Annotated in this window: 10 protein-coding genes; 2 read left to right on the forward strand and 8 right to left on the reverse strand. The window is 48.1% G+C overall.

All coding sequences use genetic code 11. From position 1 onward, the window contains the following. Both Q4E93_RS33770 and Q4E93_RS33775 read left to right on the forward strand, forming a co-directional pair. Complete coding sequence (locus Q4E93_RS33770; protein WP_303592459.1) at positions 1 to 798, forward strand: hypothetical protein; 798 nt, start codon at positions 1 to 3, stop codon at positions 796 to 798. 33 nt (positions 799 to 831) lie between these two features. Further along, on the forward strand, positions 832 to 2,988 hold the full coding sequence (locus Q4E93_RS33775; RefSeq protein WP_303592460.1) for a molybdopterin cofactor-binding domain-containing protein: 2,157 nt from the start codon (positions 832 to 834) through the stop codon (positions 2,986 to 2,988). Here Q4E93_RS33775 and Q4E93_RS33780 read toward each other — a convergent pair. From Q4E93_RS33780 to Q4E93_RS33815, 8 genes are all read right to left on the reverse strand, one after another. Further along, positions 2,985 to 4,715 (reverse strand): TolB-like translocation protein, encoded by a 1,731-nt coding sequence (locus Q4E93_RS33780; RefSeq protein ID WP_303592461.1) that lies wholly within the window; start codon positions 4,713 to 4,715, stop codon positions 2,985 to 2,987. The two genes, Q4E93_RS33775 and Q4E93_RS33780, sit on opposite strands and share 4 nt — an antisense overlap. 119 nt (positions 4,716 to 4,834) lie before the next feature. After that, positions 4,835 to 5,530: a M48 family metallopeptidase gene (locus Q4E93_RS33785; RefSeq protein ID WP_303592462.1), complete on the reverse strand. Its 696-nt coding sequence runs from the start codon at positions 5,528 to 5,530 to the stop codon at positions 4,835 to 4,837. Then, positions 5,527 to 8,688, reverse strand: coding sequence for a type I restriction endonuclease subunit R (locus tag Q4E93_RS33790; protein ID WP_303592464.1), 3,162 nt, complete (start codon positions 8,686 to 8,688; stop codon positions 5,527 to 5,529). Before Q4E93_RS33790 ends, Q4E93_RS33785 begins: the two co-directional genes overlap by 4 nt. A gap of 72 nt (positions 8,689 to 8,760) precedes the next feature. Further along, on the reverse strand, positions 8,761 to 9,999 hold the full coding sequence (locus tag Q4E93_RS33795; RefSeq protein ID WP_303592465.1) for a restriction endonuclease subunit S: 1,239 nt from the start codon (positions 9,997 to 9,999) through the stop codon (positions 8,761 to 8,763). Beyond that, complete coding sequence (locus tag Q4E93_RS33800) at positions 9,996 to 10,310, reverse strand: hypothetical protein (protein ID WP_303592467.1); 315 nt, start codon at positions 10,308 to 10,310, stop codon at positions 9,996 to 9,998. Before Q4E93_RS33800 ends, Q4E93_RS33795 begins: the two co-directional genes overlap by 4 nt. A 52-nt stretch (positions 10,311 to 10,362) precedes the next feature. Beyond that, complete coding sequence (locus Q4E93_RS33805) at positions 10,363 to 11,346, reverse strand: virulence RhuM family protein (protein ID WP_303592469.1); 984 nt, start codon at positions 11,344 to 11,346, stop codon at positions 10,363 to 10,365. A gap of 11 nt (positions 11,347 to 11,357) precedes the next feature. Beyond that, positions 11,358 to 12,953, reverse strand: a complete 1,596-nt coding sequence (locus Q4E93_RS33810) for a type I restriction-modification system subunit M (protein WP_303592471.1) — start codon at positions 12,951 to 12,953, stop codon at positions 11,358 to 11,360. Then, the gene (locus tag Q4E93_RS33815) at positions 12,953 to 13,522 is read right to left on the reverse strand and encodes a restriction endonuclease subunit S (RefSeq protein WP_303592472.1); all 570 of its coding nucleotides are present in this window, start codon (positions 13,520 to 13,522) and stop codon (positions 12,953 to 12,955) included. The genes Q4E93_RS33810 and Q4E93_RS33815 overlap by 1 nt, the downstream gene beginning before the upstream one ends. Positions 13,523 to 13,740 lie beyond the last annotated feature (218 nt).

The following is a 13,740-nucleotide window of genomic DNA, read 5'->3' on the forward strand; positions in this document are numbered from 1 at the left end:
ATGCAAAGACTTGTGTTGTTGATGACCCTCATCGGTTTGGCCCACGGCAATCCCATCCGCGCCCAAACGCAAAAAGTGAACGAAGAATGCAGTGCCATTCCCTGCGAGAGCGGTTTGTACTGCGTGGAAACAAGGGACGGTAAAAAGAAATGCGCCGCCTGCGATCAGTCCACCTTAAACGACCTCACAGGCAAAGTAGACGACTGCTGCAAAGCCTTCGGCAAAGGCTGGACGCCCGAATCCAGCGACGAATACCAGGCCGCGCTCGCGGCTGATGGCCGGGTGCTGGTGGACGTCTTCGACAAAATGCTCGAAAACGCCAAAAAATGCAGGGAAGCCCGCGAATACAGGGAAGACAGATGCTGGAAAGGTGGCGACGACGAACATAAAAAAGCCATCGAACAGATAAAGGAAAGCATCGAACGCATGTCCGCCCATAAATACAAGATGATCTCCGACAGGCGGGTGTACTACGGCTCCAAAAGCTACTACGACAGCAGGCTCAGCACCTTTAAGTCAAAAGCAAACCTGAATTTCCCCGACATTGATCAAAAACTCACATTAATCGAAAAAGATATCAACGATGGCAAAAAAGTTAATTGTTCCGACATTGAAAGCTACAGCAATGACTGCGAACGCTGTGTCGACGCAGGTAAAGATTTATTATACGATGGATTCTCAAATAGCAACGAAAAATTTCCGGAAGAATACAGCGCTCCCTATATCCGGGCACAGGATTTGCTTAAACGGGCCAAAGCGCTTTTGGAGACGGCCAAAAGTAAAAGTCTCTGCAATTAGTTGATGGAGGAAATGGCTTAACTTCAGTAAGCCATGCAAAGGACAAGAAGAGACTTCCTTAAAACAGCCGGTTGCCTTACCATCGGGTTCTGCCTCGGTGGAAGGCCCTGGCCCCAGCCCGCCTCGTCGAACCCTGGGGACAATGCGTCCATCGATGCCTGGTTGGAAATACTGGCCGATGGTAGATTGCGCGTCCTCACAGGCAAGCTGGAGTTGGGACAAGGCATACGGACTGCCGTAGCCCAGGTGGCTGCAGAAGAGTTGGACATGGACATGTCGCAGGTGGAGGTGACCATGGCAGAAACTGGCCGCACTCCTAACGAAGGCTATACGGCCGGCAGCAACTCCATAGAGAGCAGCGCCATGTCCGTCCGCCGCGCCGCCGCCGCCGCCCGGGAACAGCTCATCAGGTTGGCCGCGGAGAAATTAAAAGTTCCGCCCAATGACCTGGTGCTCTCCCGGGGAAGGATCAGCACCAACAGCGGCGCAAACCCCTTAACCTTTGCCGAGATCCTGGACGGCAGACAGCTGACAGGATCAGTCGCACAACAGATAACCTTAAAACCAAAGAACGCATACAAACTCGTCGGCAAACCCATCCCCCGCGAAGACACCGCTAAAATTGTCAAGGGGGACCCTATATACGTCCACGACCTGCGCTTTCCCGGCATGGTACACGCCCGTGTGGTCCGCCCGCCCGCTTATGGCGCCAGGCTCCTCCACGCTGAAAATGTCCCCGGCATAATAAAAACGGTGATCAACGGCAGTTTCCTCGCCGTCATCGCAGAGAATGAATATCAAGCCATACAGGCGCAACAGCTGCTCCGGAAAAATGCTACCTGGTCAGCAACCCCTCCCTTACCAAAACTCGACAGCGAACATCAACTGGCGGATTACCTCCTGAGCCTGCCTGCAAAAACCGAGCAGGTCACTAAAAAGGGCAACCTAACCCAGACCTATACCCCAAGCCTGAAAGCCCGCTATTTCAAACCCTATATCATGCACGGCGCCACTGGCCCCTCCTGCGCCATAGCCCTATATGAGAATAACATCCTCCATATATGGACCCACAGCCAGGGCGTATACCCCTTACGGGAATCCCTGGCAAAAATGCTGCGCCTCCCCGTCGACAACATCCATGTCAAAGGCGTTCCCGGCTCTGGCTGCTACGGACACAATGGCGCCGATGACGTGGCAGCCGACGCCGCCCTGCTGGCAATGGCCTATCCCAACAAACATATCCGTGTCCAATGGATGCGCGAGGATGAGAACGCCTGGGAGCCCTATGGCAGCGCCATGGTCATGGACGTGGAAGCGAGCCTGGACAAGGATGGAAAGATCACCCATTGGAAATATGGTCTGTGGTCCGACACACACGGCGCCCGCCCCGGTGGCAACGCCGACAACCTCCTCCCAGCCCGTTATATTGAAAGCCCTTTCACAGCAAAACCTTCCGGCTTCAGCGGAGGCGCCTACCGCAACGCAACACCCTATTATTCCATACCCAACCAGCTCGTGGAAGCCCATTTCTTCGACGGCCCCCTGCGAACATCCTCCCTCCGCAGCCTGGGCGCCTACGCCAACCTCTTCGCCATCGAATCCTTCATGGACGAGCTGTCCGAAAAAGCCGGCAAAGATCCCTACGAATTCAGGCTCCTCCACCTGGAAGACCAACGGGCCAAAGACGTCCTCCTGAAACTAAAAGAACTTACAACCACCAGCTTGCAGCTTGAGGCTAGTAGCTTGCAGCTTTCCCTCGGCATCGCCTTTTCAAGGTACGAGAACACCAAATCCTATTGCGCCGTCGCCGCCAGCGTATCCCTCGACGCCAAAAAAAATATTCATGTACATAAAATGTGGGCCGTCATCGACGCAGGCGAAGCCATCAACCCCGATGGTATAAAAAACCAGACGGAAGGCGGCATGGTCCAATCCGCCAGTTGGACCCTATACGAAGAAGTTAAATTTAACGAGCGACATATCACCAGCCTTAACTGGAACACCTACCGCGTATCCCGGTTCCCCCAGGCCCCCGCTACGGAAGTCATCGTCATCGATCGCCCCACGGAAAAACCCGTAGGCGCCGGCGAAGCCGCACAAGGACCGGCCGCCGCCGCCATCGCCAATGCGGTCTATCGCGCGACTGGCACGAGGGTCCGCTACCTGCCCTTGATCAAATCCCCCTCCTAGAGCCACTTATCCAAAGCGACGGACCATATATTCTGCGCACCAGTCTCCCACGCACTGCTCTCCAAAGCTCGCTTTTTTTCTGCGGCATCAGTAGGATAGCCCGGCGTAGGTGTATACGAATTGGAAAAATAAACACGCCGGTGATCGGGGCTTAGCCTGGGCTCCGTATTGCCCACGGATCGGTTGACGCCCATCGGGACCGCACCAGTCCAGGTCCCATTCTTTTTAAAAACAATAAACAGCTCCGTCTGCGCAGCCGGAGGCCGTCTGGAACAAAAAATAACGAAGGATTCATCGGGCGCAACCGCGGGGTCAAAATCCCCAATAGAATCCGGAGCACTGAAAGGGACAGCCACCGGTGCCTCAAATTGCCCACGTACACAGGCCGAACGATAGATGTGGAACTTCCCTGTATCTCCCAGCGGCTTCATGAAATAAAGACTGCCATCGGCCGTGATAGCTGGAGAAAATATAGAGGAATCACTATTGATGATCTCAGGCAACCTGCGAGGCTCACTCCAGCCGGCGCCTTTGCGATCCACACGCCAGAGGTTTCCGCCACTTCGGGGAAAATGCTGCCCGCTCCAGCTACCATTCAACACCTGCCCACCGGCAACCACAGGTCGATTGGACGCAAAGATCATATAAGACCCATCCGGCGCCATGGCAGGTTCGATATCCTGCCAGTGGCCTGAAAACGATGCGATCACAGGCTTTCCCCACTTTCCATTGGAAAGATGACTCTCCAGGATCACACCCGATAATGATGGCCCGCTACGAAAGAAATACACGGTACGGCCATCCGGGCTGAAAGCAGGCGCCGCGTCATGCACAGGACCGGAGATGATCCCGGGAGCAAATATTTCCGGCGCCAGGGCCATGGATTGCCTGTCCAACTGTATTGGGATCATCAATATATGCTGGGGCGTAGTGTAATACAACATCTTCCCATCACGGGACACATAAGGAGAAGAATTATCTTCTCCGGTGTTCACCCGCGGACCAAGATTTTCCGCCGTAGACCACGCATCACCCTGGCGAAAAGAGATAAAAAGATCATGACCGCTCAAAAAAACAATATATTGCTCGTCAGGCGCTATAAATGGATCCTGTACAGATTCCACCCCGGGAATGCTGACCATCTTCGGATAGTCATAATGATCGCCCAGCCAGGTGGAATAAAAGCTTTGCATTCCCTTATGCCCCTCACGCTCACGGCTACACCAATACAACGTCCCGCTCGCACTGACCGACGGCCCATAATCACTGCTCCCGTCAATATTTACACCTCCCTCAATATGATGCGGAACACCCCACCGGTCACCCCGGATATGCTCCACATACCACAGATGGGTCCTGGGATTGGCCCGATCCTGCGGCGCACCTTCCATCGGACGGTTACTGCAAAAAATAATCCGCGATCCGTCAGGACTGACAAAACCATCGAAATCTTTCCACTTACTGGAAAAGGACGCCAGCCGGGGTTTGCCCCAGCCTCCATGATCGTAATTGGAATAAAAAATGCCGGATCCGGCATTGTTACCCCTCGAAAAAAAGACTGTTTTATTGCCGGGCGTGAAAGAAGTGGCCCACTCCGCAAACGGGTTGGAAAAAATGGAAGGCGCAAAAGGGACCGCAACAGCATGTTCGTCCACGACGCCATCTTGACCATACCCCCCCATGAACAATAAGCTTAAAGCAGCAGCAGTTAAGAATTTCCTGGCCATAAAGCAAGTTTTTCCTAAAGATTAGGTTGCTTTACGCGCCAGCCAACTGATTTCAACCAATAACCCCTTTTCTTTAACGCTTACCTCTTTATCAAAGACAATTTCACGCTCACCCCCACCTATATCATCATTGATTCTAATTTGTTTTTCCATTTTTCCCAATCCGGAATAATCGTCGATTGTAATTGAAAAAACCTTTGTGTGTGGTGCCTATGGATCAGGTGACACAATTCATGTATAATAACATATTCGATACAGGGTTTAGGCGCTTTAATGAGTTCCGGATTCAGAATAATCTTGCCATTTGTCGTACAGCTGCCCCAGCGAGTCCGCATTTCCTGGATGAACAATCCTTCGGGCTGCACGCCGTATTGTTCGAAACGTTGGATCCAGGGTTCGGCTATCTCTGCAAATTTTAGCTTTGCCCGATGACGGTACCAATTGATAAGTACGGATTTTGCGGAGTTTCTCGGGGTATGAAATACATGAATCTCTCTGCCCGTAAAATGTACTGCATTTTTCTTAGCAGTTGCAACGCGTAATCGATATTGTCTTCCAAGATACAAATGCGTTTCACCGCCACGGTATTGTTTTTCCGGCATTTTGGGGTAAAAGCGAAGAAAGTGGCTTTGTTGTTTCAATATCCATTGAGCACGTTTCTCCAGCTTCTCCTCAATACACTCTTGTAGCGATCCCTCGGGCGCTTTCACCAATACCTCCATATCAGGAGTTACAGTAATACCGAGTGTTTTCCGTTTACTGTATTCGAGGTTATAGGATATCCTTTTCGACCCATACTGTAATTCCTTCTTCATGCTTTGTATCTCGCTTTCGCTATATGCATACATTTATCAGCAAGCGCTTCAGCCTGCTCTATAGACAAATGTAGTTCATCAATAAGGTATTCTCCAATATAAAAATTTACTTTCCGGATCACATCCAACTTGTGCTGCCAGTCCACAACAAGATATTGCCGGATGATGCGATCGGTAGCTTGTGCAAATTCTATGCTTTGCCCTTCGGACAACTTACCTTCTGCTATGCCCAATCGGTAAAATGCAATAGGTTCGGCCGCGTCCTTCAATACCTGTGGCACATCTTCCCCGTCGCGATTGATCGCCTGCTCCCGGTATTGATTAAGTTTTCTCAAGGCTTCTGCTTCCGAAAGGCGTTGCGCCCGTAGATCGGCGATAGTTTGCTGTATAAGCTCTGACAGCTTTTTGTAGAACACAGGATCCTCATCCATGCGTTCGGTGATGTGACGGGACGTGCGGCTGGCAATTGTTTCCGCCTTGGCCCTCTCTCCAATCACTTTTTGGAGCTCCCGTTCAAAAGCCTCCCCATCCAGTATGCTTACCTGTTCCGTCAGCCGGATAACTTCTTCTGTAGTAACATGCTGATCCAACAGTTTCTGCAGTTGTTTTTCATAGCGGCTGAAATCTACCTTGTCGGAATAGGCCTGACAGACAGCATTACGCAGTTGGGTAAAAAAATTCAGATCCTCTTTATATAGATTTTTCCGGTACTCATCCGTATTGTTTTCAAAATCAATCGAAGAGAGAGCTAGCTTCAGACATCGGGCAAACTCGCTGAATTTGTCATAGAATGTTTCCCGGATCGCTTTGTCTGCCAACAAGTTGCTGTAGCTGACGATATCCTGTTTGTTAGGCAGGCTGTGGAAAATGTCATTCAGTTCCGAGTGTACCTGCGGTAGGCGTGCCACTATCGATTTTATGTCCGTTACCGCTCCTTCCAGATCGGCCGCCTCAAACTGCTCCAGGCTGGAATAGATATCCATTGCCGCGTCCAGGTCGCCCAACACGCCTTCATAATCGATGATATAACCCCAGTCTTTTCCGGGTGCTACACGGTTTACACGGGCTATGGCTTGCAACAAGGTATGATCTTTCAACTTGCGGCAGAGATACATAACTACTACTCGTGGTTCATCGAAGCCGGTAAGGAGCTTATCCACTACGATCAGCAGGTCTGGATAATCCGTTTTTTTGAACTGGGTAATGACGCTGGCTTCAAAATCCTTTCCGTATTTGGTCTCCATTTTCTTCCAGAAGGTAATCACTTCGTCGGAAGGATTTTCATGGATATCCTCATAGCCTTCGCGCATATCGGGTGGCGAAATGATCACTTCGCTTTTGACCTTGCCGATAAGGTCAAAAGCCCTTTTATATTTAATAGCGGTGGCTTTATCCGGTGTAACCACCATGCCTTTGAAGCCGCTGCGCTCGCCAGTTCGATCCAGACCCCAGTTGTGCGTATAGTGATCACTAATGTCTCGGGCTATTTCGTCGATACGTTGCTCCGTTTTGCCAATGAGGTTGGCTCGGCTGTATTTCCTTTTCAGATCAGCTGTTTCAAAAGGACTCAGGCCTTCGGCAACATGGTCGAAACCGCGGTCCAGCGCTTTCTGGTTTACGTCCTGAACCGCATGTCTCCCTTCATAGATAATCGGCACTATAGCGCCATCTTCGACTGCCTGGCGGATGGTATAAGCATCAATAATTCCACCAAATTTCTGCGCAGTGCTTTTTTCCTGCTTCATGAGCGGCGTACCCGTAAAAGCCAAAAAACAAGCATTCGGCAGTACTTTCTGCATCTTCACATTAAAGCTACCGTATTGGGTACGGTGCCCTTCGTCTATAAGTACAAAAATGTCGGGCGATGCCAATGGTGTGCGTCCCAGTCGTTCTACGGCGGCTTCAAACTTATTGATGACAGTTGTCACCACAGCATCGCTTTTACTCTGTAAGAGTTCGACCAGTTGGGCCCCCGTACGGGCACGATGTACGGGTACTTCTGCCTGCCCGAAGGTTTCTGTGATCTGGGTGTCAAGGTCTACCCGGTCAGTCACCAGCACAATCTTGGGGTTACGCACTTCCTGGTGAATCCGGCGCGCCAGCATGGCCATGGTCAGGCTTTTGCCGCTGCCCTGGGTATGCCATATTACGCCGCCATGGCGTCTGCCTTCGTTTATTTCTTGTATACGCCTGACAATCTTTTCAATAGCAAAATACTGCTGATAGCGGGCTATTTTTTTGTATCGCCCCCCTTCAAACAAAATGTAGTCTTTGATCAGCGCTAACAGGCGCAGCGGGCGGCAAAGGTTAAAAATATACATGTCCTGTATGCTAGCTATTACTCCGCTGAAAAGGCGTTGCGACCAGGCATCTATTTCTGTTGCACTTCGGGTAGCCCTCAATGCGGCTAGTTCTTCCGCGGTGATAGGTTGATTAAGCAGGGCCCCTAGTTCATTTTTGTATTTCGTCTCTTCCTTCCAGATCGACCAGAATTCCGATTTTGTATCGGTTGTGGCATATTTTGCCTGCAGCGTAGCACAGGCAAGGAGCAACTGACTGTAGGCATACAGTGGACGAATGCCGTCTTCCGTCTGATTGCGGGTGTGCTGGGAAATAGCCTGGGCTACCGGATCCTTCATATCCGGCCGTTTACATTCGACAACGACCAATGGTATACCGTTCACGAACAATACTATATCAGGGCGAAGATGTTCGCGGCTGACCGTTCTCATTACCTCGAATTCTTCGGTAACATGATATACATTTCGCTCCGGGTGCTGCCAGTCGATGTATTGCAGCGTAAAGCTTTTCTTGTCACCATCAATGCTTTGCTCCAGGGCCTTACCAAGCGTAAGGCGTTCATAGGCATGCTGACTGGCGCTGATGTAGCCATCCTGAAACGGCAGATCCTTGAGCGCCTGAATCCCAGCTTCGATATTGCCGTCGCTAAACACAGTTGTCTTACTGCTACCTACCCGTATACTATTAATGGCTTTGAGCTGCGTACGTAATATATCCTCGAGCAGCACATTGCTGGTCTTGTTGTCGCGTGCTGCCAGGGCTTCCTCGGGGCTGAGGTAGGTATAGCCCATACGCATCAACAATTGAAGCGCGGGCAGCTGGGAAACATCATTTTCCCGGAAGGATGGGTGGAACATTGATTATAGGTTTATTTCAGCAAGTGTTCTGACGTAATATTGTCCAACCTTCGACACACTTCTAAGATTCAGTCATATCACCCTCACCTTTCCCGTAAGCAGCACCTGCATGAGCCCTTTCCTCTGTTGCTTAAGAGCAGCGAGACGTCGGCTGTGAATTTGGATTTCCTTTTCAGAAGCATTAAGGATAGCAGCTATGGCCGATTGTTCTTCTCGTTGAAGAAATGGCACATTAAGCTTAAAAAAGTCATCAGTATTTACATTTAAGAGGCCATCACCTCTGGCTCCTGACGTAATAATTCTTTTTAGCTGCCTATCCAAGCCATGTGCAGCAAACCAGTACTTGTAAAACGATGATTCAACCAAATTGGTTGGGCGAAAGCAGATGTAGACAAAAGGTACAATTGCACTGTCTACACCGTCTAACAAATAAACGCATCCCATTTCATAGAGCTTGGAGTTGCCTTTATTGTAGGCAAAATCACCTTTTTTCAAGAGAGTATACTTCTCCAAACTATCACCTGCAATTATCCTATCAAACTTATCCTGCTGAGAAATCAATCCATGTCTCGCTGAAATGGTCATTACCGAATGACCCTTCCCATCATTAGTATCCTTTATTTCTTTAAATAATTCCCCCATCCTCACATCCCTCCATTTCCCTCTAAACCCCTTCAACCTTTTTTTCCCGCTTAGCAATTGCTGCATCAATGCGCGGTGGCGAGTCTGCAGGGCATCAATCAATTGCTTTTCTTTAGCTATGGCTGCGTCCCAGGTGGAGAGGATGGCGGCTATCTGTCGCTGCTCTGAAAGAGGCATATCAATGACTGGAAAATCTCCTACATCATTACTTGTTATGTTTGGATCTTTTCTACTACTCCCCGCAAAAGATTTCCATAATCCAACGTTTGCGTTTAGCCAGTTCAAAAGAAATTGCCGATCAGTTTTTTCAATATCAACAGTTATTGCCGAAAGCGCCTGATTTATTGTTGCCTCAATTCCAAGCAATCCGGTTCTACCTATTTGATTAAACCCTCCGTACATTGCTACGAGAACAGTTCCTCTGGGATACATTCGAAGAGAAGTCTCTAAAAGAGCTTTTTCTGAAACTTTTTCTTCAGTCTCTATAATAACTGAATTGTTTAAGTCTGTTGTCTTTACCCAATGTATGGTGCCATTCGAATGATACTCTGAAACGCTCCGTGCTGGTGTAGTTCCTGAACTAATTTTACCAATGTCCCTTATTCTTTTCACCTCCCAATCCTCCGGTATCCATCCAAGAGACGTTTGTTTATATCCTTTCTTACTCATAATTTAGTCGATGTTAAATGATATTCATTACTGCCCGTCCGATTCAATATTAATGTCTTTCTCACACCGTTGCCCACCGCTTCCGCTAACCCATCCTTTAATCGTAACACACCACTTCTCAATTTACCATCCCTTGAACCAATCCTGTAGGCACATCTATAAGATTTATCTTCCCAGACTACTGTTATCTCATACGTCTCCGGATATCCAGGTCCCTCCATCGGAAAAAGCTCTTTTTGATGCGCCAGAATGCGAATCTGCTTCCGATCACAGTCCTTTTGGGTAATATTAATAATCGTTATCTCTTTCATATCTTTTTACGTTGACCATATCATCCCCCTCTGGCTAAATGATCGCATACTGTTATTTGTTACTTTTACCACCATGTAACCGCTTTATAGCCTTGTCAAGTTCATCCGGCTGTCCTGCATCCAGCGCTTTCCTGTATTGCTCAAATTGCTGTAAGGCATGTGTTTCAGCGTCTTTGGCGCTGCGGGTGCCGGCGTCGTCCAATATTTCTCTGTCATTGAGCGTCAGAAAACCATGCAACTTGGTACTCCAATCCTGCATATACATCGGCTTCCGGTTCATGGCCTGCAACTCTGCAAAATCCAGGTATTGAGATACAATAAGGTTCAGCTGCTTAAGCTCTCCTTCGTTGAGGTAGTTTTTAGCCACCTTTACATCCGCTTTTTTTATTTGTTCGCCCGGGAAATTGGTTAGCCCCATATTAGGTTTTGAACTGTCTGCACGCTGCAGGATCAATTCGGCTGCCGTATGTCCATGTATCGCCCAGTGAAACTTATTCTGTACGGTCGCAAAAAATTCCTTGGTCATATCTGACTTGGGCTCATAGTCGATACTGGTAGCATAGATATCGCAAACTTTGCGATAAAATACCTTTTCTGAACTTCGGATGTCGCGAATCCGGTCCAACAATTCATCGAAATAAGGATCACGGGCTTGTTTTAACCGTTCGTCATCCAACACAAAGCCTTTGATAATATATTCGCGTAGGCGCTGTGTTGCCCAAATGCGGAAATGAGTTCCTACATGAGATCTGACCCGGTAGCCTACTGATATAATGACATCCAGGTTATAGTAAAGGGTACGATAGTCTTTGCCGTCTGCGGCAGTTGTCAAGTATTCCTTGACAACTGAATCTTCGGTGAGCTCTCCTTCATTAAAAACATTTTTTATATGTAAGCTTATGTTTTGCTTAGTAGTTTGAAATAGCTCGGCCATTTGCCCCTGAGACAGCCATACCGTCTCCCCCTCAACACGTACTTCTACCTTGGTATTACCCTGTGGCGACTGGTAAATCAATATTTCTGATTCGTGCCTCATAAGTAGTTCATTTATAGACCTAATTCCTTTAAATACTTCGCCATTTCTTTTTCTACCGCAAGCAGATCCGTTTTAAGCTGCTCTATTTCTTTCTGAGTTGCGGTTATATCAATCTCAGCTTCCTCCTCAAAAGTGTCCACATAGCGGGGAATATTAAGGTTGTAGTCGTTGCCGGCTATTTCTTCTTGCGTAGCTACATAGCTATATTTTTCTTCTACTACACCGGCAGGCAATTTGCCTTTGGCAAAACGCTGATAGGTTTGCACAATTTCTTCCACATCCTTTTCACGCAGGCGATTCTGGTTCTTGCCACTTTCATATCGCTGGCTTGCGTCGATGAAAAGCACGTCAGTACGTTTGCGCCTCCCTTTATTGAAAATAAGGATGGCAGCGGGAATGCCTGTTCCGAAAAACAGGTTGGCAGGTAGGCCGATCACTGCATCCAGAAGGTTGTCCTCAATAGTTTTCTGGCGTATTTTACCCTCGCTACTGCCTCGGAAGAGCACACCATGCGGCACTACCACCCCTACTTTACCATGTCCTTCATAAGCGACTTCGATCATATGACTGATAAACGCCCAGTCTCCCTTGCTTTTAGGAGGCACACCACGCCAGAAGCGTTGGTATGGGTCGGCAGCTGCTTTGTAACCACTCTGTGGTTGACCAGCATTGTTTTTATCACCCTTCTTTTTTTCTTCTTTTTCCGTATCGTCTGCCCCCCACTTATCCAATGAAAAGGGAGGATTTGCAACCACTATATCAAACTTCATTAGATGGTCTCCCTCTTTGAGTTTAGGGTTGCGGATGGTATCGCCCCAGCGGATGACTGCGCTGTCAAAGCCATGCAGAAACATATTCTGTACTGCTAACGCCCATGTACTGCCGTTGGCTTCCTGTCCATATAACGAAACATTGGCAGAACCTACCTCACGTCCCGCTTTGACAAGCAAGGATGCGGAACCGCAGGTAGGATCACAGATACGTGCCCCCGGTTGCGCTTTCGTGAGTTTAGCCAACAAGGTAGATACCATGCCCGGAGTATAGAATTCGCCTGCTTTTTTGCCGGCATCCGAGGCAAAAGAAGCGATCAGGTATTCATATGCATCTCCGATAACATCATTGCGTTCAAGGTGCGAGGGGCTGAGATCCAGTTCGCTAAAGTCGATGAGCAGGTTCCTCAGGCGAGTGTTTTTGTCCTTCACATCGCCCAGGTTGCTGCTATTGAAATCTATATTGCGAAAAATACCTGTACCGTCTTCGCTGAATAGCTTCTCCCGGTTAGCTTCTTCCAGATCGTTCAAGGCGGTGTTGATCTGTTCACCGATATTGGCTGCGGCCCTTCGTTCGTACAGATAGTTGAAACTGCACTGTGCCGGCAGAAGAAATCGCTCCATCTTCATGGCCCGATCGGTGCGGCTTTTATCGCCCTTGTATTTAACCATGTACTGCTGATAAATATCTTCATGGACATCGCTTACATACTTTAGAAATAGCATGGTAAGTATGTAATCCTTGTATTGACTGGGGTCGATCAATCCGCGAAAAGTGTCGCAAGCTTTCCATACAATCCTGTTGATATCATCGGCGCTAATCAATTTTTGTGTCATTATCTGTCAGCTATTTGTAAGAGATTATGTTGAAATATAATTTCGTTGAGTTTATTTATCTGCGTGCGTAGTTGTGTTGCCCGTTTTTGTAGATTCTGTGCTCGTATTATAATTCCCTGCTTATCCAATGAAGGCACAGGTAGCTCCAATTGTTCAATCACCTCATGTGTTATAAGTGGCGTAGAAGTTCCTCTGGACGCCGCAGAAAGTTTTTTTGCGGTATCCGGGTGATTCAAGTACCATTGAAGATAAGCTGGTAAAATAGTTTTTACGTCCTTAACGCGCAATACGGTAAAAACAGACGAAGCAACGGCGGGAGCGTAGCGTCCGTCATATAACACAGCAAAGCGATCCATACCTTTTGTTGCAAGTAAAATATCTCCAACCTGCAAATAGTTTTTGTATAATCTATTTTCTTCGCACAATTCGGGTTTGACAAATTCGGCCCATTTCCTTTCCTTATTCCAATGTCCCAACTGTAAATAATAGACAAGCTTACCCTTGGAAGCTGAAGTATTCACATAAATACCGCTAATTAGATCCGCTATATATCTTATTGAAACCTGCATTTTTTGTAATGACAGGAACTAAGATAGGGAAAACATCGAAAGTATAAAATAAAAAATATTCGAGTAATTAAATTACTCAAGCTAAGAGGTAGCAGTAGCTTTTCAGACTAAATTCTCCAGTGCCATAAAATTATCTGAAAATCATTAATTTAACTATCCTAGAGCCGAAGGATGTCCCTCAATGCCATAAAATAAAATTTCCCCGAAAAGGTGGGCAT

It is taken from the genome of Flavitalea plasmicola, assembly GCF_030546645.1.
Taxonomy (GTDB): domain Bacteria; phylum Bacteroidota; class Bacteroidia; order Chitinophagales; family Chitinophagaceae; genus Puia.

Excerpts from the sequence above, each read along its gene's own strand:
- Q4E93_RS33780 (WP_303592461.1), bottom strand. The coding sequence starts at position 4,715 with ATGGCCAGGAAATTCTTAACTGCTGCTGCTTTAAGCTTATTGTTCATG.
- Q4E93_RS33815 (WP_303592472.1), bottom strand. The coding sequence starts at position 13,522 with ATGCAGGTTTCAATAAGATATATAGCGGATCTAATTAGCGGTATTTAT.
- Q4E93_RS33770 (WP_303592459.1), top strand. The coding sequence starts at position 1 with ATGCAAAGACTTGTGTTGTTGATGACCCTCATCGGTTTGGCCCACGGC.
- Q4E93_RS33775 (WP_303592460.1), top strand. The coding sequence starts at position 832 with ATGCAAAGGACAAGAAGAGACTTCCTTAAAACAGCCGGTTGCCTTACC.
- Q4E93_RS33790 (WP_303592464.1), bottom strand. The coding sequence starts at position 8,688 with ATGTTCCACCCATCCTTCCGGGAAAATGATGTTTCCCAGCTGCCCGCG.
- Q4E93_RS33795 (WP_303592465.1), bottom strand. The coding sequence starts at position 9,999 with ATGAGTAAGAAAGGATATAAACAAACGTCTCTTGGATGGATACCGGAG.
- Q4E93_RS33785 (WP_303592462.1), bottom strand. The coding sequence starts at position 5,530 with ATGAAGAAGGAATTACAGTATGGGTCGAAAAGGATATCCTATAACCTC.
- Q4E93_RS33800 (WP_303592467.1), bottom strand. The coding sequence starts at position 10,310 with ATGAAAGAGATAACGATTATTAATATTACCCAAAAGGACTGTGATCGG.
- Q4E93_RS33810 (WP_303592471.1), bottom strand. The coding sequence starts at position 12,953 with ATGACACAAAAATTGATTAGCGCCGATGATATCAACAGGATTGTATGG.
- Q4E93_RS33805 (WP_303592469.1), bottom strand. The coding sequence starts at position 11,346 with ATGAGGCACGAATCAGAAATATTGATTTACCAGTCGCCACAGGGTAAT.